The sequence below is a fragment of the Streptomyces sp. NPDC045695 genome (assembly GCF_056432025.1).
Genome location: NZ_JBWKJU010000003.1, coordinates 102,096 through 122,993, shown reverse-complemented (window position 1 = coordinate 122,993; position 20,898 = coordinate 102,096). Strand labels below are relative to the sequence as shown.

18 protein-coding genes and 1 tRNA gene are annotated in these 20,898 nt (G+C 72.6%); 9 read left to right on the top strand and 10 right to left on the bottom strand.

The genetic code is table 11. The features are described from left to right. The first annotated feature begins 40 nt into the window (after positions 1–40). The 3 genes from AC07DU_RS06885 (at position 41) to AC07DU_RS06875 (ending at position 3,085) form a co-directional block, all read left to right on the top strand. Positions 41–733: a response regulator transcription factor gene (locus tag AC07DU_RS06885; RefSeq protein ID WP_360891644.1), complete on the top strand. Its 693-nt coding sequence runs from the start codon at positions 41–43 to the stop codon at positions 731–733. A 145-nt stretch (positions 734–878) separates the two neighbouring features. Continuing rightward, the gene (gene galE / locus AC07DU_RS06880; protein ID WP_479110419.1) at positions 879–1,838 is read left to right on the top strand and encodes a UDP-glucose 4-epimerase GalE; all 960 of its coding nucleotides are present in this window, start codon (positions 879–881) and stop codon (positions 1,836–1,838) included. A gap of 479 nt (positions 1,839–2,317) precedes the next feature. Further along, on the top strand, positions 2,318–3,085 hold the full coding sequence (locus tag AC07DU_RS06875) for a response regulator transcription factor (RefSeq protein WP_360891444.1): 768 nt from the start codon (positions 2,318–2,320) through the stop codon (positions 3,083–3,085). Here AC07DU_RS06875 and AC07DU_RS06870 read toward each other — a convergent pair. Beyond that, positions 3,044–3,541 carry a MarR family winged helix-turn-helix transcriptional regulator gene (locus tag AC07DU_RS06870; RefSeq protein WP_030386194.1) on the bottom strand — a complete coding sequence of 166 codons (498 nt, stop codon included), beginning with the start codon at positions 3,539–3,541 and terminating at the stop codon, positions 3,044–3,046. The genes AC07DU_RS06875 and AC07DU_RS06870 overlap by 42 nt on opposite strands. A gap of 160 nt (positions 3,542–3,701) precedes the next feature. On the opposite strand from AC07DU_RS06870, the gene AC07DU_RS06865 reads away from it, so the two are divergent. Further along, entirely contained in the window at positions 3,702–4,559 is an 858-nt protein-coding gene (locus AC07DU_RS06865; RefSeq protein WP_479110013.1) for a trans-aconitate 2-methyltransferase, read from the top strand. A 2-nt stretch (positions 4,560–4,561) separates the two neighbouring features. Then, the gene (locus AC07DU_RS06860) at positions 4,562–4,957 is read left to right on the top strand and encodes a VOC family protein (RefSeq protein WP_479110011.1); all 396 of its coding nucleotides are present in this window, start codon (positions 4,562–4,564) and stop codon (positions 4,955–4,957) included. A gap of 107 nt (positions 4,958–5,064) precedes the next feature. On the opposite strand, the gene AC07DU_RS06855 is transcribed toward AC07DU_RS06860, so the two are convergent. Continuing rightward, positions 5,065–5,736, bottom strand: coding sequence for a TetR/AcrR family transcriptional regulator (locus tag AC07DU_RS06855; protein ID WP_360891650.1), 672 nt, complete (start codon positions 5,734–5,736; stop codon positions 5,065–5,067). Then, positions 5,736–6,716: an acyl-CoA desaturase gene (locus tag AC07DU_RS06850; protein WP_360891452.1), complete on the bottom strand. Its 981-nt coding sequence runs from the start codon at positions 6,714–6,716 to the stop codon at positions 5,736–5,738. The genes AC07DU_RS06855 and AC07DU_RS06850 overlap by 1 nt, the downstream gene beginning before the upstream one ends. A gap of 338 nt (positions 6,717–7,054) precedes the next feature. Here AC07DU_RS06850 and ppc point away from each other — a divergent pair, with 338 nt between their 5' ends. Continuing rightward, positions 7,055–9,802, top strand: a complete 2,748-nt coding sequence (gene ppc / locus AC07DU_RS06845) for a phosphoenolpyruvate carboxylase (protein ID WP_479110009.1) — start codon at positions 7,055–7,057, stop codon at positions 9,800–9,802. A 124-nt stretch (positions 9,803–9,926) separates the two neighbouring features. Here ppc and pth read toward each other — a convergent pair whose 3' ends face one another. The 5 genes from pth to AC07DU_RS06820 all read right to left on the bottom strand — a co-directional run bounded on the left by pth (position 9,927) and on the right by AC07DU_RS06820 (position 14,168). Beyond that, a complete protein-coding gene (gene pth / locus AC07DU_RS06840; RefSeq protein WP_360891458.1) occupies positions 9,927–10,517 on the bottom strand; it encodes an aminoacyl-tRNA hydrolase in 591 nt (196 codons plus the stop codon). Between the two features lie 123 nt (positions 10,518–10,640). After that, the gene (locus AC07DU_RS06835) at positions 10,641–11,222 is read right to left on the bottom strand and encodes a 50S ribosomal protein L25/general stress protein Ctc (RefSeq protein WP_360891461.1); all 582 of its coding nucleotides are present in this window, start codon (positions 11,220–11,222) and stop codon (positions 10,641–10,643) included. Positions 11,223–11,428: 206 nt separating this feature from the next. After that, a complete protein-coding gene (locus tag AC07DU_RS06830) occupies positions 11,429–12,406 on the bottom strand; it encodes a ribose-phosphate diphosphokinase (protein ID WP_360891464.1) in 978 nt (325 codons plus the stop codon). Positions 12,407–12,538: 132 nt separating this feature from the next. Then, complete coding sequence (gene glmU, locus AC07DU_RS06825; protein ID WP_479110007.1) at positions 12,539–13,987, bottom strand: bifunctional UDP-N-acetylglucosamine diphosphorylase/glucosamine-1-phosphate N-acetyltransferase GlmU; 1,449 nt, start codon at positions 13,985–13,987, stop codon at positions 12,539–12,541. Positions 13,988–14,096: 109 nt separating this feature from the next. Continuing rightward, positions 14,097–14,168: transfer RNA gene (locus AC07DU_RS06820), tRNA-Gln, on the bottom strand. Positions 14,169–14,329: 161 nt separating this feature from the next. Here AC07DU_RS06820 and AC07DU_RS06815 point away from each other — a divergent pair. Then, positions 14,330–15,616 (top strand): sensor histidine kinase, encoded by a 1,287-nt coding sequence (locus tag AC07DU_RS06815; RefSeq protein ID WP_479110005.1) that lies wholly within the window; start codon positions 14,330–14,332, stop codon positions 15,614–15,616. Positions 15,617–15,967: 351 nt separating this feature from the next. Here the strand turns inward: AC07DU_RS06815 and AC07DU_RS06810 are convergent, their stop codons facing one another. Further along, on the bottom strand, positions 15,968–16,477 hold the full coding sequence (locus tag AC07DU_RS06810) for an SUKH-3 domain-containing protein (RefSeq protein ID WP_360891473.1): 510 nt from the start codon (positions 16,475–16,477) through the stop codon (positions 15,968–15,970). 2 nt (positions 16,478–16,479) lie between these two features. Next, positions 16,480–17,088, bottom strand: a complete 609-nt coding sequence (locus AC07DU_RS06805) for a YwqJ-related putative deaminase (RefSeq protein WP_479028439.1) — start codon at positions 17,086–17,088, stop codon at positions 16,480–16,482. A gap of 230 nt (positions 17,089–17,318) precedes the next feature. On the opposite strand from AC07DU_RS06805, the gene AC07DU_RS06800 reads away from it, so the two are divergent. Then, the gene (locus tag AC07DU_RS06800; protein WP_453372893.1) at positions 17,319–18,314 is read left to right on the top strand and encodes an SMI1/KNR4 family protein; all 996 of its coding nucleotides are present in this window, start codon (positions 17,319–17,321) and stop codon (positions 18,312–18,314) included. Between the two features lie 7 nt (positions 18,315–18,321). Further along, positions 18,322–20,877: an SUKH-4 family immunity protein gene (locus AC07DU_RS06795; protein WP_479110003.1), complete on the top strand. Its 2,556-nt coding sequence runs from the start codon at positions 18,322–18,324 to the stop codon at positions 20,875–20,877. The last annotated feature ends 21 nt before the right edge of the window (positions 20,878–20,898 follow it).

Below are 20,898 nucleotides of genomic sequence, written 5' to 3'. Positions count from 1 at the left end.
TGTACCTTGCCGGGTCAGAAGGTGGGGGGTGGGTTCCGCAATGGGCGTACGGGTCGTGGTGGTCGACGAGCACCGGCTGCTGGCCGAGGCGCTCGCCTCCGCGCTGAAACTTCGCGGTCACCGGGTGCTGGCCGCCGCCGCCCCGGCCGCGGGCGCCGCCGACCTGGTCATCGGCCGTGCGCCGGAGGTCTGTCTCTTCGGTACCGCGTCGCCCGCCGAGGCCGGGGTCTTCGAGCCCGTCGTCCGCATCAAGCGGGAGCGCCCGCAGATCGCCGTGGTCGTCCTGGGCCCGGTGCCGAACCCGCGGGGCATCGCGGCCGCCTTCGCCGCGGGCGCCTGCGGGTACGTGCGCCAGGACGAGCGCATCGAGGGCGTGGAGCGGGCGCTGGCCAAGGCGCGGGCCGGGGAGGTGGCGATCGCCCCGCAACTGCTGCAAGGGGCCTTCGCGGAGCTCCTGAACCCCACGGCCCAGCCCGACGACGAGGGCAGCAGGCTGCTGCGGCTGCTCACCCCGCGCGAGGTGGAGGTGTTGGTGCGGGTCGCCGAGGGCGAGGACACCCGGCTGATCGCCGCGGGCATGGAGATCGCGCCGAGCACGGCCCGTACGCACGTGCAGCGGGTGCTGATGAAGCTGGGCGTGGGCTCGCGCCTGGAGGCGGCCGCGCTGGCCGCCCGTACGGGCCTGCTGGACCGGGCCCTGCCGGGCCGGCCGGCGGGTGCCCCGCTGGGCTGACGCGGCCGCTTTCGCCCGGTTTCCTCCGGATCCCCCCGCCCGATTTCCCCGGACGCGCGGAATCCGGTAAGCCAGTCTCCTAGCGTGCGCGCGTACCGCGCACGGGTCCCCTGGGAGAGGCAGTAGTCGAGTGAGCCAGACGGCGATGCACAAATACCTGGTAACCGGCGGCGCCGGATACGTCGGCAGTGTGGTCGCTGCCCACCTGCTGGAGGCCGGGCACGAGGTCACCGTCCTCGACGACCTCAGCACCGGCTTCCGCGCCGGGGTCCCGGAGGGCGCCGAGTTCATCGAGGGCCGGATCCAGGACGCCTCCCGGTACCTGGACCCCTCCTATGACGCGGTGCTGCACTTCGCGGCCTCCTCGCAGGTCGGCGAGTCCGTGGTGAATCCGGGCAAGTACTGGGAGAACAACGTCGGCGGGACGCTCGCCCTGCTGGCCGCGATGCGCGGGGCCGGGGTGCGCAAGCTGGTGTTCTCCTCCACCGCCGCCACCTACGGCGAGCCGACGGAGGGCCTGCTCACCGAGGCCTCGGTGACCGCGCCGACCAACCCGTACGGGGCCTCGAAGCTGGCCGTGGACCACATGATCGTGGGGGAGTGCGTGGCGCACGGCCTGGCCGCGGTGTCCCTGCGCTACTTCAACGTGGCCGGCGCCTACGGCCGGTTCGGCGAGCGGCACACCCCCGAGACGCACCTGATCCCCCTGGTCCTCCAGGTCGCGCTGGGCGAGCGGGAGGCGATCTCGGTGTACGGGGAGGACTACCCGACCCCGGACGGCACGTGCGTGCGGGACTACATCCACGTCGCCGACCTGGCGGAGGCCCACCTGGCCGCCCTCCAGGCGGCCGTCGCGGGGGAGCACCTGATCTGCAACCTGGGCAACGGGAGCGGCTTCTCGGTGCGGGAGGTCGTCGAGACCGTGCGCAAGGTGACCGGCCGGGACATCCCCGAGGTCGTCGCCCCGCGCCGGGCCGGGGACCCGGCGATGCTGGTCGCCTCCGCCCGCACGGCGCACGAGCGCCTGGGGTGGACCCCGAGCCGTTCGGACCTCACCGGCATCATCACGGACGCCTGGAACTTCGCGCGGACGCACACCTCCTGACCCACCGGTCCTCGCGCGCACCACTGCTTCCGCCCGCGCCCCCCACACCTTCTGGGTGCGGGGGGCGTGCGCGTGTCGGGCGTGCGCCGAAAGTGGGCGCTGCGCGCGGGCGCGCAGCGTGCACACGCCGGGTGAAATGCCCCCCGTGCAACTGCCCGTGGCACCCCCGGAGGCGTAAACCGTCGTCCGGGCCGTAGGTGCGGGTGAATTCAAGCCACCGCAAAGCCGGTTCAGAAGCATCCGGCGGGAAAATCGCCGGGAAAACTTCTGCTATTCGGCCAACTGCGCACCGCCCCCGGCCCTACGCTGATGCGTGACGCCGGTGGGGGCCGGTGTTGATTCAGGGGTCGAGACAAGTCGGGTACGTCGTCCGGTCCGGGGTAGTGCAGAGATGTCTCGGCGGCGGCCGGGGCAGCTGCGGATCACCCGGTCCGGGCGCCGTACCCGCCGCTGTCCGTTCCCCTACCCTTGGGGGTTTTGTGGTTCGTATCCGGGTTCTCGTCGTCGACGATCACCGCATCTTCGCCGAATCGCTCGCAGCCGCGCTCGCGGCCGAGCCGGACGTGGACGTGTCCGCGGCCGGCAGCGGCCCCGCCGCGGCGCGCTGCCTCGAACGCGCGGTGGCCGAGGGCCGCCGCTTCGACGTCCTGCTGGTCGACGCCGATCTCGGCACGGTCGCCGGGGCGGTGCCCGCCCAGCGGGAGCCGGGCTCCGGGCCGCCGCCGCCCGGCCCGGACGGGATCGCGCTGGTCGCCGGGGTGCGGGTGAGCCACCCCGGGGTCCGTACGGTCGTGCTCGCCGAGCGCGACGACCCGCGCCGGGCGGCGCTCGCGCTCCAGGCGGGAGCCTCGGGCTGGGTGGCGAAGGACTGTTCGCTGTCGCGGCTGCTGGCCGTCATCCGCGGGGTCCTGCGCGAGGAGACCCACCTGCCGCCCGCACTGCTCACCGGGGTGCTCCGGGAACTGACCGCGGCGCGCAAGCACCGTACGGACAGCGAGCGGCTCGTGGAGTCGCTCACCCCGCGCGAACACGAGGTGCTGCGCTGCATGGTGGCGGGGCTGGGCCGCAAGGACGTGGCGGCGCGGCTGTTCCTGTCCCCGCACACCGTCCGCACCCACATGCAGAACGTGCTGGGCAAGCTCGGGGTGCACTCCACGCTGGCCGCGGTGGCACTGGCCCGCCGGGCGGGCGTGCGACCGGCCGACCTAGCCGGGGATGTTGTCGAACGGAGCGGTCAACTGGCGTAGCAGCCCGGCGAGATCGCCGCGCTGGTTCTGCGAGAGCTGGGCCAGGATGGCCCGTTCCTGGGCCAGCAGTCCGGCGAGGGCCTGGTCGGCGCGGTCCCGGCCCTCGGGGGTGAGCCGCACCAGGACCCCCCGGCGGTCGCTGGGGTCCGGGAGCCGTTCGACCAGGCCTTTCTTGGCGAGCCGGTCGATGCGGTTGGTCATGGTGCCGGAGGTGACCAGGGTCTGGGTCAGGAGCTGGCCGGGGGAGAGCTGGTAGGGCGCGCCGGCCCGCCGCAGCGAGGTCAGGACGTCGAACTCCCAGGGCTCCAGGCCGTGCTCGGAGAAGGCCAGGCGCCGGGCGCGGTCGAGATGGCGCGCGAGCCTGCTGACGCGGCTCAGTACCTCGAGCGGTTCCACGTCGAGGTCAGGGCGCTCCCGCCGCCATGCCGCCACCAGTCGGTCGACCTCGTCCTCCATGCCGATCAGTGTAAGGGGTCTGTCGATGTGAAGTCTCTTCATGTGGAGCATCTTGACCACGAGTATCTTGACGTCGAGATATAAAAGAACGAGCATGGGGCATGGAGGGGGCCGGAACAGATTCCGCTTCCGACCGCCCCGCCAGCAGGGAGGCTCGAACATGTATTCCGATACCGGGCACGCCGGGACCCCCACGTCCACTGCCCCCTCCGCTCCCACCTGGGATCCCCAGCAGTACCTCCATCACTCAGGCCACCGCACACGGCCCTTCCTGGACCTCCTCACCCGCATACCCGAACTGCCCCACCAGCCCGCCCGGATCGCCGACCTCGGCTGCGGCCCGGGCAACGTCACCGCGCTGCTCGCCGACCGCTGGCCCGAGGCCCGCATCACGGGCTTCGACCTCTCCCCGGAGATGCTCCACCGCGCCGGCCAGGAGTACGCCGGCCCCACTCACGGAGGCGGCAGCCTCGACTTCCGTCGCGCGGACCTCGCCTCCTGGCTCCCGGAGGAGCCCTACGACCTGATCGTCTCCAACGCCGCCCTCCAGTGGGTCCCCAGCCACCCCGGCTCCTTCGGCGCCTGGATCAACGGCCTGCGCCCCGGCGGCACCTTCGCCTTCCAGATCCCCGGCAATTTCAAGGCCCCCAGCCACGCCCTGCTCGCCGAGCTCTGCGACGCCCCGCGCTGGCGGGCCCGGCTCGCCGGCCACGGCGCCCGTTACGTCCATCACCTCGAACCCGCCGAATACCTCGCCCGCTTCACCGCACTGGGCTGCACCACGGACGTCTGGGAATCCACCTACCACCAATTGCTCCAGGGTCCCGACCCCGTACTGGAATGGGTCAAGGGCACCGCCCTGCGCCCCGTACTGACCGCCCTCGGCGACGACCGCGAAGCCGTCGACGCCTTCCTCACCGAATACCGCGACCGGCTGCGCGTGGCCTACCCGAGCGGGCCACGCGGCACCGTCTTCCCGTTCCGCAGGATCTTCGCCGTCGCCCGCAAGGAGGCCTGAGCGTGCTCAGCGCAGTCGACCACGTCCAGCTCGCCGCGCCGCCCGACTCGGAAGAGCGGCTCCGCGCGTACTACACGGACGTCCTCGGCATGACCGAGATCCCCAAGCCGCCCGTCCTCGCCGCGCGCGGCGGCTGCTGGTTCGCCGCCGGACCGGTACAGCTGCACCTCGGCATCGAGGAGGACTTCCGGCCCGCCCGCAAGGCGCACCCGGGGCTACGGGTGACCGGCATCCACGCGTACGCGAGCAGACTGCGGGAGCGGGGAGCCACGGTCGTCTGGGACGACGACCTGCCGGGCCACGACCGCTTCTACTCCGAGGACCCGGTCGGCAACCGGCTCGAATTCCTGGAACGGCGCGACCCGCCGCCGCGCGGCCGGGAATCCGGCGCGCCGTAGGCGAAGCCCGCCCGGCCCGGCACGCACCACACGACGGCGCCCCGTCACCGGATCTCCGGTGACGGGGCTCCGTCTCGTGCCGCCCGCGGGCGGGCCCGCGGCGCGGGTCAGCTCTTGCGGCGGCCCACCAGCTGCGGCTTCGACTCCAGCCCGTCCAGCCCGTGCCAGGCCAGGTTCACCAGGTGGGCGGCGACCTCCGCCTTCTTGGGCTTGCGCACGTCCAGCCACCACTGCCCGGTCAGCGCGACCATCCCCACCAGCGCCTGCGCGTAGAGGGGGGCCAGCTTGGGGTCGAAGCCCCGCGCCTTGAACTCCAGGCCCAGGATGTCCTCGACCTGCGTGGCGATATCGCTGATCAGCGAGGCGAAGGTGCCGGTCGACTGGGCGACGGGGGAGTCCCGTACGAGGATCCGGAAACCGTCCGTGTAGGACTCGATGTAGTCCAGCAGGGCGAACGCCGCCTGTTCCAGCAGCTCCCGCGGATGCCCGGCCGTCAACGCTCCCGTCACCCCGTCCAGCAGCTGGCGCATCTCCCGGTCCACGACGACCGCGTACAGCCCCTCCTTGCCGCCGAAGTGCTCGTACACCACCGGCTTGGACACCCCGGCCTTCGCCGCGATCTCCTCCACCGAGGTGCCTTCGAAGCCCTTCTCCGCGAAGAGGGTCCGGCCGATGTCCAGCAGTTGCTGACGCCGCTCCGCGCCCGTCATCCGTACCCGGCGGCCACGCCTGGGCTTGTCGCTGCTGGAATTACCGCCGTCGATCGCCACGGTCCCCATCATGCCGCGTTCGGCTCGTTTTCCCTGCGCCGGGCTTCGATGCGGTCCGCCGACGGCCAGCGCACGTCCGTGGCCCACCCGAGCTGCTCGCACCAGCGGATCAGCCGCGCGCTGGAGTCGATCTGGCCGCGCAGCACGCCGTGCCGGGCCGAGGTCGGGTCGGCGTGGTGCAGGTTGTGCCAGGACTCGCCGCACGAGAGCACCGCGAGCCACCACACGTTGCCCGAGCGGTCCCGGGACTTGAACGGGCGCTTGCCCACCGCGTGGCAGATCGAGTTGATCGACCAGGTCACGTGGTGCAGCAGCGCGACCCGCACCAGGGAGCCCCAGAAGAACGCCGTGAACGCGCCCCACCAGGACATCGTCACCAGACCGCCCACCAGCGGCGGGATCGCCAGCGAGACGACCGTCCACAGGAGGAAGTCACGCGAGATGCGGCGGATCGCCGGGTCCTTGATCAGGTCCGGGGCGTACTTCTGCTGATCGGTCTGCTCCTCGTCGAAGAGCCAGCCGATGTGCGCCCACCACAGGCCCTTCATTAGCGCCGGCAGCGTCTCCCCGAACCGCCACGGCGAGTGCGGGTCACCCTCGTGGTCCGAGAACTTGTGGTGCTTGCGGTGGTCCGCCACCCAGCGCACGAGCGGGCCCTCCACCGCCATCGACCCCATCACGGCGAGGACGATCCGCAGCGGGCGCTTCGCCTTGAAGGAGCCGTGCGTGAAGTAGCGGTGGAAACCGATGGTGATCCCGTGGCAGGCCAGGAAGTACATGAAGACCATGAGGCCGAGATCGAGCCAGCTCACCCCCCAGCCCCACACCAGGGGGACGGCCGCCAGCAGGGCCACGAAGGGAACGATGATGAACAGCAGGAGGGCGATCTGCTCGATCGAGCGCTTCTTCTCGCCGCCCAGCGTCGCGGAGGGCGCAGGTGTGTCGGAGGGCGCTGAGTCACCCTCGATCAGATCGGGACTGGTGGTCATATGGGTCCTCTGGGGGGTCAGAGTGTCGGCAGGCTCCGGGTTACGAACCCTACGGACCCGTAACCTACGGCATCGTAAGTATGGCAAAACCGGGTGCCGGGGCAACAGGAGCGCGCCCGGGCACCGGCGTGCGCGGGAGCCGCTCACGCGCCGCCTGATGAGACATTTGCCCGGGCACACGGACGGGACACCTATCCTGTTGCCGTCGGACAGCGCGGTCCGCACGGGCAGCCCAGCTGCGCATCAGGTCGGGGCGCCCCCAGTCGTGGGGAGCGTCGCCGCGCACGGCCGGGAGCCCACCGCCCAGTAGCGCTCGAACACTGCAAGGAGCCGCACCTGTGAGCAGTGCTGACCAGGTCCCCGCCCGCACCACGGACGCCGCGAACGCAGAGCTGCGCGCGGACATCCGCCGTCTCGGTGACCTCCTCGGGGAGACCCTCGTACGCCAGGAGGGCCAGGACCTCCTCGACCTCGTCGAACGCGTCCGCGCCCTCACCCGCACCGACGGCGAGGCCGCCGCCGCCCTGCTCGGCGACATCGACCTGGAGACCGCCGCCAAGCTGGTGCGCGCCTTCTCCATCTACTTCCACCTCGCCAACGTCACCGAGCAGGTGCACCGCGGCAAGGAGCTGCGCGCCCACCGCGCCGCCGAGGGCGGGCTCCTCGCCCGCACCGCCGACATGCTGAAGGACGCCGACCCCGAGCACCTGCGCGCGACGGTCAGGAACCTCAACGTCCGCCCCGTCTTCACCGCGCACCCCACCGAGGCGGCCCGCCGCAGCGTCCTCAACAAGCTGCGCCGCATCGCCGCCCTGCTGGAGGAGCCCGTCACCGGCGCCGGCGACCGCCGCCGCCACGACCTGCGCCTCGCGGAGAACATCGACCTGGTCTGGCAGACCGACGAGCTGCGCGTGGTCCGCCCCGAGCCCGCCGACGAGGCCCGCAACGCCATCTACTACCTCGACGAGCTGCACGCCGGCGCCGTCGGCGACGTCCTGGAGGACCTCGCCGCCGAGCTCCAGCGCGTCGGCGTCGAGCTGCCCCCCGGCACCCGCCCGCTCACCTTCGGCACCTGGATCGGCGGCGACCGCGACGGCAACCCGAACGTCACCCCCGAGGTCACCCGCGACGTGCTGATCCTCCAGCACGAGCACGGCATCACCGACGCCCTCGAACTCGTCGACTTCCTGCGCGGCCTGCTGTCGAACTCCATCCGCTACACCGGAGCCACCGAGGAACTGCTCGCCTCCCTCCAGGCCGACCTGGAGCGCCTCCCCGAGATCAGCCCGCGCTACAAGCGGCTGAACGCGGAGGAGCCGTACCGCCTCAAGGCGACCTGCATCCGGCAGAAGCTCGTCAACACGCGGGAGCGCCTCGCCAAGGGCACCCCGCACGAGGAAGGCCGCGACTACCTCGGCACCGCCGAGCTGCTCACCGACCTCACCCTCATCCAGAGCTCCCTGCGCGAGCACCGCGGCGCGCTCTTCGCCGACGGCCACATGGACCGCACCATCCGCACGCTGGCCGCCTTCGGCCTCCAGCTCGCCACCATGGACGTGCGCGAGCACGCCGACGCCCACCACCACGCACTGGGCCAGCTCTTCGACCGGCTCGGCGAGGAGTCCTGGCGCTACGCCGACATGCCGCGGGACTACCGGCGCAAGCTCCTGGCCAAGGAGCTGCGCTCGCGTCGCCCGCTGGCCCCCATCCCGGCCCCGCTCGACGCCGCCGGGCACAAGACCCTCGGGGTCTTCTTCGCCATCAAGGACGCCTTCGAGAAGTTCGGGCCCGAGGTCATCGAGTCCTACATCATCTCGATGTGCCAGGGCGCCGACGACGTGTTCGCCGCCGCCGTCCTGGCCCGTGAGGCCGGACTGATCGACCTGCACGGCGGCTGGGCCAAGATCGGCATCGTGCCGCTCCTGGAGACCACCGACGAACTGCGCGCCGCCGACGTCATCCTCGACGAGATGCTCGCCGACCCCTCCTACCGGCGCCTGGTCTCCCTGCGCGGGGACGTCCAGGAGGTCATGCTCGGCTACTCGGACTCCTCCAAGTTCGGCGGCATCACCACCTCCCAGTGGGAGATCCACCGCGCCCAGCGCCGACTGCGCGACGTCGCCCACCGCTACGGGGTGCGCCTGCGCCTCTTCCACGGCCGCGGCGGCACCGTCGGCCGCGGCGGCGGCCCCTCCCACGACGCGATCCTCGCCCAGCCCTGGGGCACCCTGGAGGGCGAGATCAAGGTCACCGAGCAGGGCGAGGTCATCTCCGACAAGTACCTCGTCCCCTCGCTGGCCCGCGAGAACCTCGAACTGACCGTCGCGGCCACCCTGCAGGCCTCGGCCCTGCACACCGCGCCCCGCCAGTCCGACGAGGCCCTCGCCCGCTGGGACGCGGCCATGGACACCGTCTCCGACGCCGCGCACGCCGCGTACCGCGAGCTCGTCGAAGACCCGGACCTGCCCGCGTACTTCTTCGCCGCGACCCCCGTGGACCAGCTCGCCGACCTCCACCTCGGCTCCCGGCCCTCCCGCCGCCCCGACTCCGGCGCCGGCCTCGACGGCCTGCGCGCCATCCCGTGGGTCTTCGGCTGGACCCAGTCGCGCCAGATCGTCCCCGGCTGGTACGGGGTCGGCTCCGGCCTCAAGGCCCTGCGCGAGGCCGGCCGGCAGGACGTCCTCGCCGAGATGGGCGAGCGCTGGCACTTCTTCGGCAACTTCCTGTCCAACGTCGAGATGACGCTGGCCAAGACCGACCTGCGGATCGCCCGTCACTACGTCGACACCCTCGTGCCCGAGCACCTCAAGCACGTCTTCGCCCGCATCGAGGCCGAGCACGAGCTGACCGTCCGCGAGGTCCTGCGCATCACCGGCGGCGAGAGGCTCCTGGACTCCCACCCGGTGCTCCAGCAGACCTTCGCCGTGCGCGACGCCTACCTGGACCCGATCTCCTACCTCCAGGTGTCCCTGCTGGCCCGTCAGCGCGAGGCCGCCGCACGCGGCGAGGAAGCCGACCCGCTGCTCGCCCGCGCCCTGCTGCTCACCGTCAACGGCGTCGCCGCGGGCCTGCGCAACACCGGCTGAGGCTCCGGAGCCGGACATGGACCAGGGGAAGCCCCCGCACCGACCGACGGTGCGGGGGCTTCCTCGTAGTAAGGCGATGTGATGTTACGTCCGAAGTGACGATCGGTCCGTTTCCGTCGCCCGCTCAGGAGTTGTACGTCGACTGGGCGCGCTCCAGCCCCTCCGCGATCAGGCACTCGACGGAGTCCGCGGCCCGGTCCACGAACCAGTCCAGCTCCTTGCGCTCCGTGGAGGAGAAGTCCTTCAGCACGAAGTCCGCGACCTGCATCCGGCCCGGCGGCCGGCCGATGCCGCAGCGCACGCGGTGGTAGTCCGGGCCCATCGACTTGGTCATCGACTTCAGACCGTTGTGGCCGTTGTCGCCGCCGCCCAGCTTCAGGCGCAGCGTCGGGTAGTCGATGTCCAGCTCGTCGTGGATCGCGACGATCCGGTCCAGCGGCACCTTGTAGAAGTCGCGCAGGGCCGTGACCGGGCCGCCGGAGAGGTTCATGTACGACATCGGCTTGGCCAGCACCACACGGCGGTTGGCCGGTCCGGGCGGGCCCATGCGGCCCTCGACCACCTGGGCGCGGGCCTTGTGCGCCTTGAACTTCCCGCGGATCCGCTCCGCCAGCAGGTCGACCACCATGAACCCGATGTTGTGGCGGTTGCCCGCGTACTCCGGTCCGGGATTGCCGAGGCCGACGATCAGCCAGGGTGCCGCGTCGTCCGACATCAAGAGCTCCTTAGGGCCTGAAGGGGAGGCCTGTTTCCGGGCCGGAATGAAGACGACCGCCGTCCCGCTCCAGTGGAGCCGGACGGCGGTCGGTCAGCAACTGCTGAGAGGGAGGGGTGAGGCTCAGGCCTCGGTGCCCTCGGCCTCGGCGGCCGGCTCCTCGGCCTGCGGGGCGACGACCTGCAGGACGGCGACGTCACCGTCGATGGCCAGCGTGGTGCCGGCCGGCAGGACCAGGTCCTTGGCGTGGATGGTGGCGCCGGCCTCGAGGCCCGCGATGGAGACGGTGACCTCGGTCGGGATGTGGGTGGCCTCGGCCTCGACGGAGACGGTGTTCTGGAGGGTCTCCAGCATGTTGCCGCCGGCGGCCAGCTCGCCCTCGGTGACGATCGCGACGTCGACGGTGACCTTCTCGCCCTTCTGGACGATCAGGAAGTCGACGTGGGAGATCGAGCGCTTCAGCGGGTGCTTCTGCACGGCCTTCGGGATGACGAGCTCGGTGCCCTCGCCCGCGATGTCCAGGGAGATCAGGACGTTCGGGGTGCGCAGCGCCAGCTGAAGGGCGTGGGCGTCGACGTTGACGTGCTTCGGGTCGGTGCCGTGGCCGTAGATGACGGCGGGGGTCAGGGCGTCACGACGCGCCTGGCGGGCAGAGCCCTTGCCGAAGGTGTCGCGGACCTTGGCGGCAAGCTTGATCTCGGACATGCTCACTCCTCGTGGGGTGACGGAAACGGACGACAGTCACCCGGCCGAAACGGCCTGCTACGAAGAGCGCGTCGATAACGGAGCATCCGTACCGCGAACGGGTACGGCCTCCCTCGCCGAGCAACTTGAAAAGTGTACCCGGCGGGGGAGGCCGCACCAAAAGGATCAGGCGGAGCGCTGACCGCCGCTCTGCTCCTGCCGCTCTGCTACTGCTGCTCTTCGAACAGGCTGGTGACCGAGCCGTCCTCGAAGACCTCGCGCACCGCGCGCGCGAGCATCGGGGCGATCGACAGCACCGTGATCTTGTCGAGCTCCAGGTCGGACGGGTCCGGCAGCGTGTTCGTGAAGACGAACTCGCTGACCTTGGAGTTCTTCAGGCGGTCGGCGGCCGGGCCCGACAGGATGCCGTGCGTGGCCGTCACGATGACGTCCTCCGCGCCGTGCGCGAAGAGCGCGTCGGCCGCGGCGCAGATGGTGCCACCGGTGTCGATCATGTCGTCGACCAGGACGCAGACGCGGCCCTTGACCTCACCGACGACCTCGTGGACGGTCACCTGGTTGGCGACGTCCTTGTCGCGGCGCTTGTGCACGATCGCCAGCGGGGCGTCCAGACGGTCGCACCAGCGGTCGGCCACGCGCACGCGGCCGGCGTCCGGGGAGACGATCGTCAGCTTGGTGCGGTCCACCTTGGCGCCCACGTAGTCCGCGAGGACGTTCAGGGCCGAGAGGTGGTCCACCGGGCCGTCGAAGAAGCCCTGGATCTGGTCCGTGTGCAGGTCGACCGTGAGGATGCGGTCCGCACCCGCGGTCTTCAGCAGGTCGGCGACCAGGCGGGCCGAGATCGGCTCGCGGCCCTTGTGCTTCTTGTCCTGGCGGGCGTACCCGTAGGACGGGATGATCACGGTGATGGAGCGTGCCGACGCGCGCTTCAGCGCGTCGATCATGATCAGCTGCTCCATGATCCACTTGTTGATCGGAGCCGTGTGGCTCTGGATCAGGAAGCAGTCCGCGCCGCGAGCCGACTCCTGGAAACGGACGTAGATCTCGCCGTTCGCGAAGTCGAAAGCCTTGGTCGGCACGAGGCCGACTCCCAGCTGGTGTGCGACCTCCTCGGCCAGCTCGGGGTGGGCGCGGCCGGAGAAGAGCATCAGCTTCTTCTCGCCGGTCGTCTTGATCCCGGTCACAGCACTGTCTCCTCAGACGTGTTGAAGCTGCTCGCCCCCATGTGCGTCCGTCCCGCACACGGTGAGCCAGCCGAATTGCGTGCACTATCACGGTACGCCGTCCCGGGCGCACCTGTTTCCGGTCAGTTCGCCTCAGGGGCGCTCGGAGTCCTCCGAGGCCGCCGACTGGGCCGCCGTCGCCGCGGCGCTTCCCGGACGCTTGCGGGCCACCCAGCCCTCGATATTCCGCTGCTGGCCACGGGCCACGGCCAGCGCGCCGGGCGGCACGTCCTTGGTGATCACGGAGCCGGCGGCCGTGTAGGCGCCGTCCCCGATGGTGACGGGCGCCACAAACATGTTGTCCGAGCCCGTCTTGCAGTGCGAGCCGACCGTGGTGTGGTGCTTGTGCTCACCGTCGTAGTTCACGAAGACGCTCGCGGCGCCGATGTTGGTGTACTCGCCGATCGTCGCGTCGCCCACGTAGGACAGGTGGGGCACCTTGGTGCCCTCGCCGATCGTCGCGTTCTTCATCTCCACGTACGTACCGGCCTTGGCCTTGGCGCCGAGGTCCGTGCCGGGGCGCAGGTACGCGAAGGGGCCCACCGTGGCCTGGTCGCCGACGACCGCGCTCTCCGCGACCGTGTTGTCCACGCGGGCGCCCGCGCCCACCCGGGTGTCCTTCAGGCGGGTGTTGGGGCCCACCTCGGCCCCTTCGGCGATGTGCGTGGCGCCGAGCAGCTGCGTGCCCGGGTGGATCAGGGAGTCCTGCCCGAAGGTGACGGTCACGTCCACGAAGGTGCTGGCGGGGTCGACGACCGTCACGCCCGCGAGCATGGCCCGCTCCAGCAGACGCGCGTTCAGCAGGGCGCGGGCCTCGGCGAGCTGGACCCGGTTGTTGATCCCGAGGATCTGGCGGTGGTCGCTGCCGACGGCCGCGCCGACGCGGTGGCCTGCCTCGCGCAGGATGCCGAGGACGTCGGTGAGGTACTCCTCGCCCTGGCTGTTGTCGGTACGGACCTTGCCGAGGGCGTCGGAGAGCAGGGCGCCGTCGAAGGCGAAGACGCCCGAGTTGATCTCGCGGATGGCGCGCTGCGCCTCGGTGGCGTCCTTGTGCTCGACGATGGCGGTGACCGCGCCGGTCTCCTCGTCGCGCACGATGCGCCCGTAGCCGGTGGAGTCCGGCACCTCGGCGGTGAGCACGGTGACGGCGTTGCCGTCGGCCTCGTGCGTCCGCGCGAGCGCGTGCAGGGTCTGCCCGGTCAGCAGCGGGGTGTCTCCGCAGACGACGATCACGGTGCCGGTGAGCTGGCCGCCGAGCTCTTCGAGGGCCATGCGGACGGCGTGCCCGGTGCCGTTCTGCTCGTACTGGACGGCGGTGCGGACGTCGGCGTCGATGCCGGCCAGGTGCGCGGTGACCTGCTCCCGGGCGTGCCCGACGACCACGACGAGGTGGGCGGGGTCCAGCTCACGGGAGGCGGCGACGACGTGACCGACGAGCGAGCGCCCGCAGATCTCGTGCAGGACCTTGGGAGTGGCCGACTTCATGCGGGTGCCTTCACCCGCTGCGAGTACGACGACGGCTGCCGGGCGGTTGGCGCTCACGGGGATGCCCTTCGGCTTCGGGGGTGGACCCGTGCAGGATACCGGGGGCCGAGGGGGCGGAAACGAGCGCGGGTCCCGACCGTGAAGGTCAGGACCCGAACTTTCGACGCTCCCCCGCCAGGACTCGAACCCGGACATAAGGCACCAAAAGCCTCAGTGCTGCCAATTACACCACAGGGGATAGTAAACAGGGCTTAATCGGACATTTAGCGGTACCGATCAAGCTGGCGGTCCCTACTATGCCGCACCGCCCGCCCTCACCGCGACGGTACCCGCCCGCCGCCGCTTCGGTGGCGGGTATTTCCCCGGGGCGTGGCGGAGGCCGCCCGTAGGCTGGACGGCATGACCAGTACGGGGGAAGTGGAAGGCCGCGCTGGGCCGCCCATGGGGTGGATGCGGCGGCGGGATGCCGTGGTGGACGTGACGCTCGCCGGGGTGTCCGCCGTCGAATGCGCGTGGGAGGGCGTGTCCTTCGCCGGTGAGGCGGGGATGCCGGCCGCGGTCGGCCTGCTGTTCGGGCTGGCGGCGGGGGCCACGCTCGTCCTGCGGCGGCGGTGGCCGATCGCCGTGGTGCTCGTGGGGATCGCCGTCGCACCGGCCGCGATGGGGTTCCTCCTCGGGGTGGTGGGGCTGTACACGCTGGCCTCCTCCGAGGTGCCCCGGCGCATCACCGCGACCTTGTTCTCGATGTCGCTGGCCGCGACGTTCGTGGTGATGTACCTGCGCACCCGCAGCGACGTCGAGGCCGACCACACGCTGGTGATCTCGCTCTCCGGGTTCGTGGCGGTGGCGCTGACCGTGCCGCCGGTGCTGTTCGGGCTGTACATGGGGGCCTGGCGCCGGCTGATGGAGAGCCTGCGGGAGCGGGCGGACTCGCTGGAGCGCGAGTTGTCGCTGCTGGCGGACCGGGCGGAGGAGCGGGCCGAATGGGCCCGGACCGAGGAGCGGACCCGGATCGCGCGCGAGATGCACGACGTGGTCGCCCACCGGGTCTCCCTCATGGTGGTGCACGCGGCCGCGCTGGAGGCGGTGGCGCTCAAGGACCCGCCGCGGGCGGCGAAGAACGCCGCGCTCGTGGGGGACATGGGGCGTCAGGCGCTGACGGAGCTGCGGGAGATGCTCGGCGTGCTGAGGGCGGCGCCTAAACCGGTCCCGGCGGCGGCTGCCATGGCTGCCATGGCTGCCGCGGCGCCGGCTCCCGCGTCCTTCGTGGCCGTCGCGTCGGTGGGCCCGGACGAGGGGCCCTCGCTCGGCGAGCTGGAGGCGCTGGTCGGGCAGTCGCGGGCGGCCGGGATGGTCGTGGAGATGGTGGTCCAGGGCGAGGGGACGGCGTACGCGGCGGAGGTCGAGCAGACGGCGTACCGCGTGGTGCAGGAGGCGCTGACCAACTGCCACAAGCACGCTCCGGGCGCGCGGGTCGTGGTGCGGCTCGCCCATCGCGAGGGGGAAGTGGCGATGCAGGTGGAGAACGGGCCGTGCGAGGGGCAGGCGGACGGGGTCGGCCTGCCGAGTGGGGGGAACGGGCTGGTCGGCATGCGGGAGCGAGTGCTCGGGCTCGGCGGGGTGTTCGTGTCGGGGCCGACGGAGGTGGGGGGGTTCAGGGTGTCGGCGGTGCTGCCGGTGGGGTAGCGGGGCCGGGTCCGTGCCGGGGGCTGTGCTGTGTCGTGCCGCTGCCGTGCCCCTGCCGGGTGCCGCGCTGTGTCCGTGCCGGTGCCGGTGCCGGTGCCGGTGCCGGTGGGGTGCTGGGTGCGGCGCCGTTGCCGGGGGCGCTGCCCCGGGCCCCCGCGCCTCAAACGCCGGCGAGGCTGAAAAGAGCGCCTCAAACGCCGGCGGGGCTGGAAGGGTGCCGGCGGGTTGGAAGGGTGCCGGCGGGGCTGGAGGGGTGCCGGCGGCGCTGGAGGGGTGCCGGTGGGCTGGAGGCGTGCTGGCGGGCTGGACGGGGCGGGCGGGGGTGGAACCCCCGGTGGGGCTGAAACGGGCTCAGGCTGTCGTGAGGCGGGTGGGTTGGAGGCCTGTCAGGAGGAGGGTCAGGGCTTCGTCCACGCTGGAGCCCAGGTACCAGTCGCCGGTGTGGTCGATGCCGTAGACGCGGCCCTCGCGGTCGAGGGCGAGGTGGGAGCCGCCGTCGGCCTCGACGCCGAGCGGGCAGAGCTGGGTGGACAGGGCGCGGCCCAGGTCGGCGAAGGTGCGCGCGAGGTGGAGCCCGGTCAGGGGGTCGAGTCGGACCGGGGTGGGGGCGATCTGCCGGCCGGGGCCGGGGGCGGCGACCGTGAGGCCGCCGAACTCGGCCCAGGCCTCCACGGCGGCGGGGAACACGCTGTGGCGGTGTCCGGCCGGAGTGGTGTGGTCCCGGAGCGCGTCGGCCCAGTACTCGGCCTGCTTGATGTCCCAGCGGCCCGGTTCCCAGCCGGCGGTGCGCAGGGCGGAGTCCACGGCGACCGAGAAGCGGGTGGCCGAGGAGCGGTCGTATGAGGCTGAGGTGGTGGTCATGGCTACTCGGCTGGGGTGAGGTCGACGGGGCGTACGCCGAAGTGGGCGAGGAGGGCCTCGCAGGAGCGGCACGGAGGTGCGTAGCTGCCGTGGAGGGGGTCGCCGTCCTCGCGGATGCGGCGGGCGGTGATCTTCGCGTGCTTGAGGGAGCGGCGGGCCTCGCTGGGTGAGAGGGGCTTGCGCGAGGCGCGCCGGGAGCGGGCGCCCTCGACGGCGGTCAGGTGGCGGGAGAGCAGGATCGCCTCCGGACACCGGCCGGTGAAGCGTTCGCGCTGACCGCTCGTGAGCGTGTCGAGGAAGTCCTGTACGAGGGGGTGGAGCACGGGCGGCTGGTCGGCCTTTCCCGCGGTGCCGGTGAGCGTCTCGCCGCGTACGGACAGGGCCGCCGCGACGGTGGGGAGGATGCCGTCCCGGCGGAAGCGCAGGACGGGCACGGCGGAGCGGCCGTCGCTGCTGCTCCAGCGCAGGCGGGGGTCACCGGCGGGGCCGGCCACCTCGACGGCCGCTCCTGGCGGGCCCGTTGTGACCGGAGCGCCCGCGGCCGTGGCCGCCGCGCCGCCGCCTCCCGGGCTGGTCCCGCCCGGATCTGTGCGTGTCGCCGTGTTCTGCATGGTCGTGCTTTCCCTCCCGTGGCGGCGGTCCTGACCCCTGTCGCGCACGCCCCCGTGTCGCGGGGACAGCCTGCCAAATGTCATCTGTCATACGGAAGCGGGGTCGAATATTCGTATCAATTCGGATGTTCCTGGCCCCCGGGCGGGTGCACCGCTCGCGCGCGGCTGACCCCCTTGCCCCAGCGCATAGGCTGTGGTGAACCAGCCAGATCCAGCAGGGGGCTACCGCCATGACGACAGGTCGGCTCGGGCAGCAGGCCGCGCCACCCAACGCCGCTTACTCGGGGCAGGTCGTGCATTTCCCGGACCCGGTCCGGGCCGCTCGGCATCCCCACGGGGTGCGGATGGGCGGCAACGGGCATCCGGACTTCTCCGCCTACGCGCGTGCGGCGGTGGAGATCGCCGAACCGCCGGAGGGCTTCGGCGTGGACGAACTGCGGCTGACGGACTTCGTGTCCGCGAACGCGGCGATGAAGGCCGCCGGGCACGAGCTGTGGGACACGGTCGGTCCGGTGGCGACCCCGCACGGCTGGACCTGGCACCACGTGTCCGGTACGCGCCGCATGGAACTGGTCCCGGTCGAGGTGAAGGCACTGCTGCGGCACCACGCGGGCCTGGCGACGGCTCCGGTGGACCACGACAAGCGCGGGACGCGGCCGCTGCAGGAGGTGCGCCCGGTGCACCTGGGGCTGCCCAAGACGGTGGTCTCGGTCTCCGAGGAGCAGGTGCAGGGAGTCGAGGAGGACCTCGGCTACCGGCTGCCGGAGGCGTACCGCTCCTTCCTGAAGGCCGCGGGCGGCTGCGCGCCGGTGGGCGCGGGCCTGGACGTGGACCTCGGCCTGCTGGTGGACCAGCCGTTCTTCACCGTGCGCGAGGAGGCGGCGGTCAATGACCTCGTGTACGTCAACAAGTGCCTGCGCGACCACCTGACGAAGGACTACCTGTGCGTGGCCTTCGTGCAGGGCGGCCTGCTCGCGCTGAAGGTCAAGGGCGAGGGCATCGGGTCGGTGTGGTTCTCCCCGTACGACGACGCACGCGACCAGGACGGCTGGTCGGTGCAGGAGCGCGTGGAGCGGCTGTTGCTGCCGTGCGGCGGTGATTTCGACGCCTTTCTGGAACGGCTGGCGGGTAATCCGCCGGAGCTGGAGACGGTGGCCGGTCTGATGGTGGACGGCGGATTCGCACGCTCGGTTCCCGTGGCGCGTTCCGGTTCGGATGAGGGGTGACGGCGCGATGGTGACGTTTGCGCAGGCGCAGGAGCGCGCCGAGGAGTGGATCAACGGGGACGTGCCCGCGTACCAGCACCGGGAGGTGCGCGTACGGGAGTTCGGGCTCGGCTTCGTGGTGTGGGCGGAGGACCGCCCGGCGGGTCCGGTGTCCGGGGGCGGCCGGCAGCGGCTGGTCATCGCGCGGGACAGCGGGGAGGTCACGCTGTGGCCCGGGCTGCCGGTGGGTGAGGTGATCCGCCGGTACGAGGAGGAGTACGGGGCCGTGGCTGCGGCCGCGGCTTCGGAGGCGTCGGTTCCGCCGCCGCGGATCGACTCGGAGCAGACCTCGTTCATGCTCAGTCCGCCCGAGTGGCTGCAGGACGCCGCGGACCGGGCGGGGATCCCGCCGGCCCCGGCCCCGGCCCCGGCCGAGGCGCCGGGTCCGGCGCGCGCGCAGGCCGCGGGCGACGCGCCCGCTCCGGCTCCCTTCGACGCCGTTCCCCTGCGGCGCGGTGGCGAGATCCCGTACGAGCCGACGGCCAATGACGGGGTTCCGGCGGCGCCCGCGGCCGCTTCGGCCCCCGCCGCGGTACCGACCGGGTCCACGCCGTGGGCGGGGACCGATGTGAACTCCGGCGGGGACGACGCGTCCGTGCCGCTGCCCGCGACCGTGTTCGCGCCCCCGCTGTCCGGGTCGGACCTGGACGACGCCCCGGCGCCCGCGGTGGCCTCGGAGGCGAAGACCGCGCTGATTCCCGGCGGCAGCCGGCTGCCGAAGACCGCGATCGTGCCCGCGCTGGAATCGTCGCCGGGCGACATCGCCGACGCGCCGACGAGCAAGGCCCAGGTATCCCGCCCCGGCGGCTCCGCCGGGGGCTCGGGGGCCTCGGGTCCGGCCCGGCCGTCGACGCCTCCGGGGCCGCCCGGTGCGCCTGGTGCGCCTGGTGCTCCCAGCGCTCCCGGCGTGCCCGGCCGTGGGCTCGACCACGCCGCGACGATGCTGGCCGGTCCGGCCGTGACGGGTCAGCCGCCCGCGCCTCCCGGCCCGCCCGGGGCTCCGGGTGCGGGTGCCGGTGCCGGTGGGCCGAAGCCTCCGGGCCCTCCCGGGCCTCCGGGGCCGCCCGGCGCTCCCGGGTCCCTCGGCCGTGGGCTCGACCATGCCGCGACGATGCTGGCGGGTCCGGCCGTGACGGGTCAGCCGCCCGCGCCTCCCGGTCCGCCCGGGGCTCCGGGTGCGGGTGGTCCGAAGCCTCCGGGTCCTCCGGGGCCTCCCGGCGCTCCCGGTTCCCTCGGCCGTGGGCTCGACCACGCGGCGACCATGCTGGCCGGTCCCGCCGTGACGGGTCAGCCCCCGGCCCCTCCCGGCCCGCCCGGCGCGCCCGGTGGCGGGGCCCATCACGCCGCGACCATGCTCGCGGGTCCCGGCGTACCGCAGCCGCCCGGTCCCCCGGGGCCGCCCGGTGCTCCCGGCGTGCCCGGCGGCGGGCTCGACCACGCCGCCACGATGCTGGCCGGCCCCGCCATGGGCCAGCCGCCCGCGCCCCCCGGACCGCCGCCGGGCGGACCGGTGGCGCAGCCCCCGGCCCCCGCGGGCCCGACCGGCGCGCCCACCGTGGGCCCCGGTTACCAGGCCGTGCTCCGCTACCGCGCCCCCGACGGCTCCGAGCAGCAGCTCATCCGCCGCTCGGCGCCCGGCACCCCGCACCCGGAGTGGCAGATCCTGCACGAGCTGCGCGCCATGAACGTGCCGCCGCAGCAGGTGCTGGAGCTGCACACCGAGCTGGAGTCCTGTGAGCTGCCCGGCGGGTACTGCGCCCGGATGATCAGGGAGACCTGGCCGCAGGTGCGGATCACGAGCGTGGCCCCGTACGGCAAGGACCACGCGGGCCGTCAGCAGGGCATGCGGCACCTGCTCACCCATCAGGGTGAGCTGCACCAGGTGGCGGACGGTCCGGCGCGCCCCGCGCCGGTACGGGCGCCCCTGCTGCAGGTCCCGCTCCAGCCCGCGATCCCGCTGGACGCGATCGCGCAGGAGCTGACGGGGGCGTTCGGCCCGCAGGGCGTGTTCCGCTTCGACCAGCGCGCGGTGTCCCGCCAGGGCGTGCCGGAGATCGTCGCGCAGACGCTGATGTGGTCGGGCCTGCCCGTCGATTTCGGGCCGTTCTTCTGGGCCCAGGCGGTGCCGGGGCAACCCGTGCCGACCCTGGCCGAGATGGCCGCGCAGCGGCAGGTGCAGCCCGCCTCGGACGCCGGCTCGTACCTGGTCGTCGGCAGCGACTTCGGCAAGGCGATCTGCGTGCAGTACGGCACCGCGCACATCGTGGCCGTCCCGGTGGAGGGCGGTCCGGGCGGTGCCCCGGTGCCGCCGCAGTTCGTGAATTCGAGCCTGCCGCAGTTCGTACGGTCCCTCGCGATGCTGGGTCACATGTGGCGGCTGCGTCAGCACCTGACGCCGGAGCAGGCCGGGCGCTGGACCGTCGACTTCCAGGCGAACCTGGCGGGGCTCGACAGTGCGGCGCTGGCCTCGCCGGAGAGCTGGTGGTCGGTGCTGCTGGAGCAGATGTGGGACGGGCTGCTCTGACGGCGGCCTGATCGGGTGATC

Excerpts from the sequence above, each read along its gene's own strand:
- galE (WP_479110419.1), top strand. The coding sequence starts at position 879 with ATGCACAAATACCTGGTAACCGGCGGCGCCGGATACGTCGGCAGTGTG.
- AC07DU_RS06855 (WP_360891650.1), bottom strand. The coding sequence starts at position 5,736 with ATGGGGACCGTGGCGATCGACGGCGGTAATTCCAGCAGCGACAAGCCC.
- AC07DU_RS06865 (WP_479110013.1), top strand. The coding sequence starts at position 3,702 with ATGTATTCCGATACCGGGCACGCCGGGACCCCCACGTCCACTGCCCCC.
- AC07DU_RS06810 (WP_360891473.1), bottom strand. The coding sequence starts at position 16,477 with ATGACCACCACCTCAGCCTCATACGACCGCTCCTCGGCCACCCGCTTC.
- AC07DU_RS06815 (WP_479110005.1), top strand. The coding sequence starts at position 14,330 with ATGACCAGTACGGGGGAAGTGGAAGGCCGCGCTGGGCCGCCCATGGGG.
- AC07DU_RS06800 (WP_453372893.1), top strand. The coding sequence starts at position 17,319 with ATGACGACAGGTCGGCTCGGGCAGCAGGCCGCGCCACCCAACGCCGCT.
- AC07DU_RS06805 (WP_479028439.1), bottom strand. The coding sequence starts at position 17,088 with ATGCAGAACACGGCGACACGCACAGATCCGGGCGGGACCAGCCCGGGA.
- pth (WP_360891458.1), bottom strand. The coding sequence starts at position 10,517 with ATGTCGGACGACGCGGCACCCTGGCTGATCGTCGGCCTCGGCAATCCC.
- AC07DU_RS06870 (WP_030386194.1), bottom strand. The coding sequence starts at position 3,541 with ATGGAGGACGAGGTCGACCGACTGGTGGCGGCATGGCGGCGGGAGCGC.
- AC07DU_RS06850 (WP_360891452.1), bottom strand. The coding sequence starts at position 6,716 with ATGACCACCAGTCCCGATCTGATCGAGGGTGACTCAGCGCCCTCCGAC.
- AC07DU_RS06835 (WP_360891461.1), bottom strand. The coding sequence starts at position 11,222 with ATGTCCGAGATCAAGCTTGCCGCCAAGGTCCGCGACACCTTCGGCAAG.
- AC07DU_RS06885 (WP_360891644.1), top strand. The coding sequence starts at position 41 with ATGGGCGTACGGGTCGTGGTGGTCGACGAGCACCGGCTGCTGGCCGAG.
- AC07DU_RS06795 (WP_479110003.1), top strand. The coding sequence starts at position 18,322 with ATGGTGACGTTTGCGCAGGCGCAGGAGCGCGCCGAGGAGTGGATCAAC.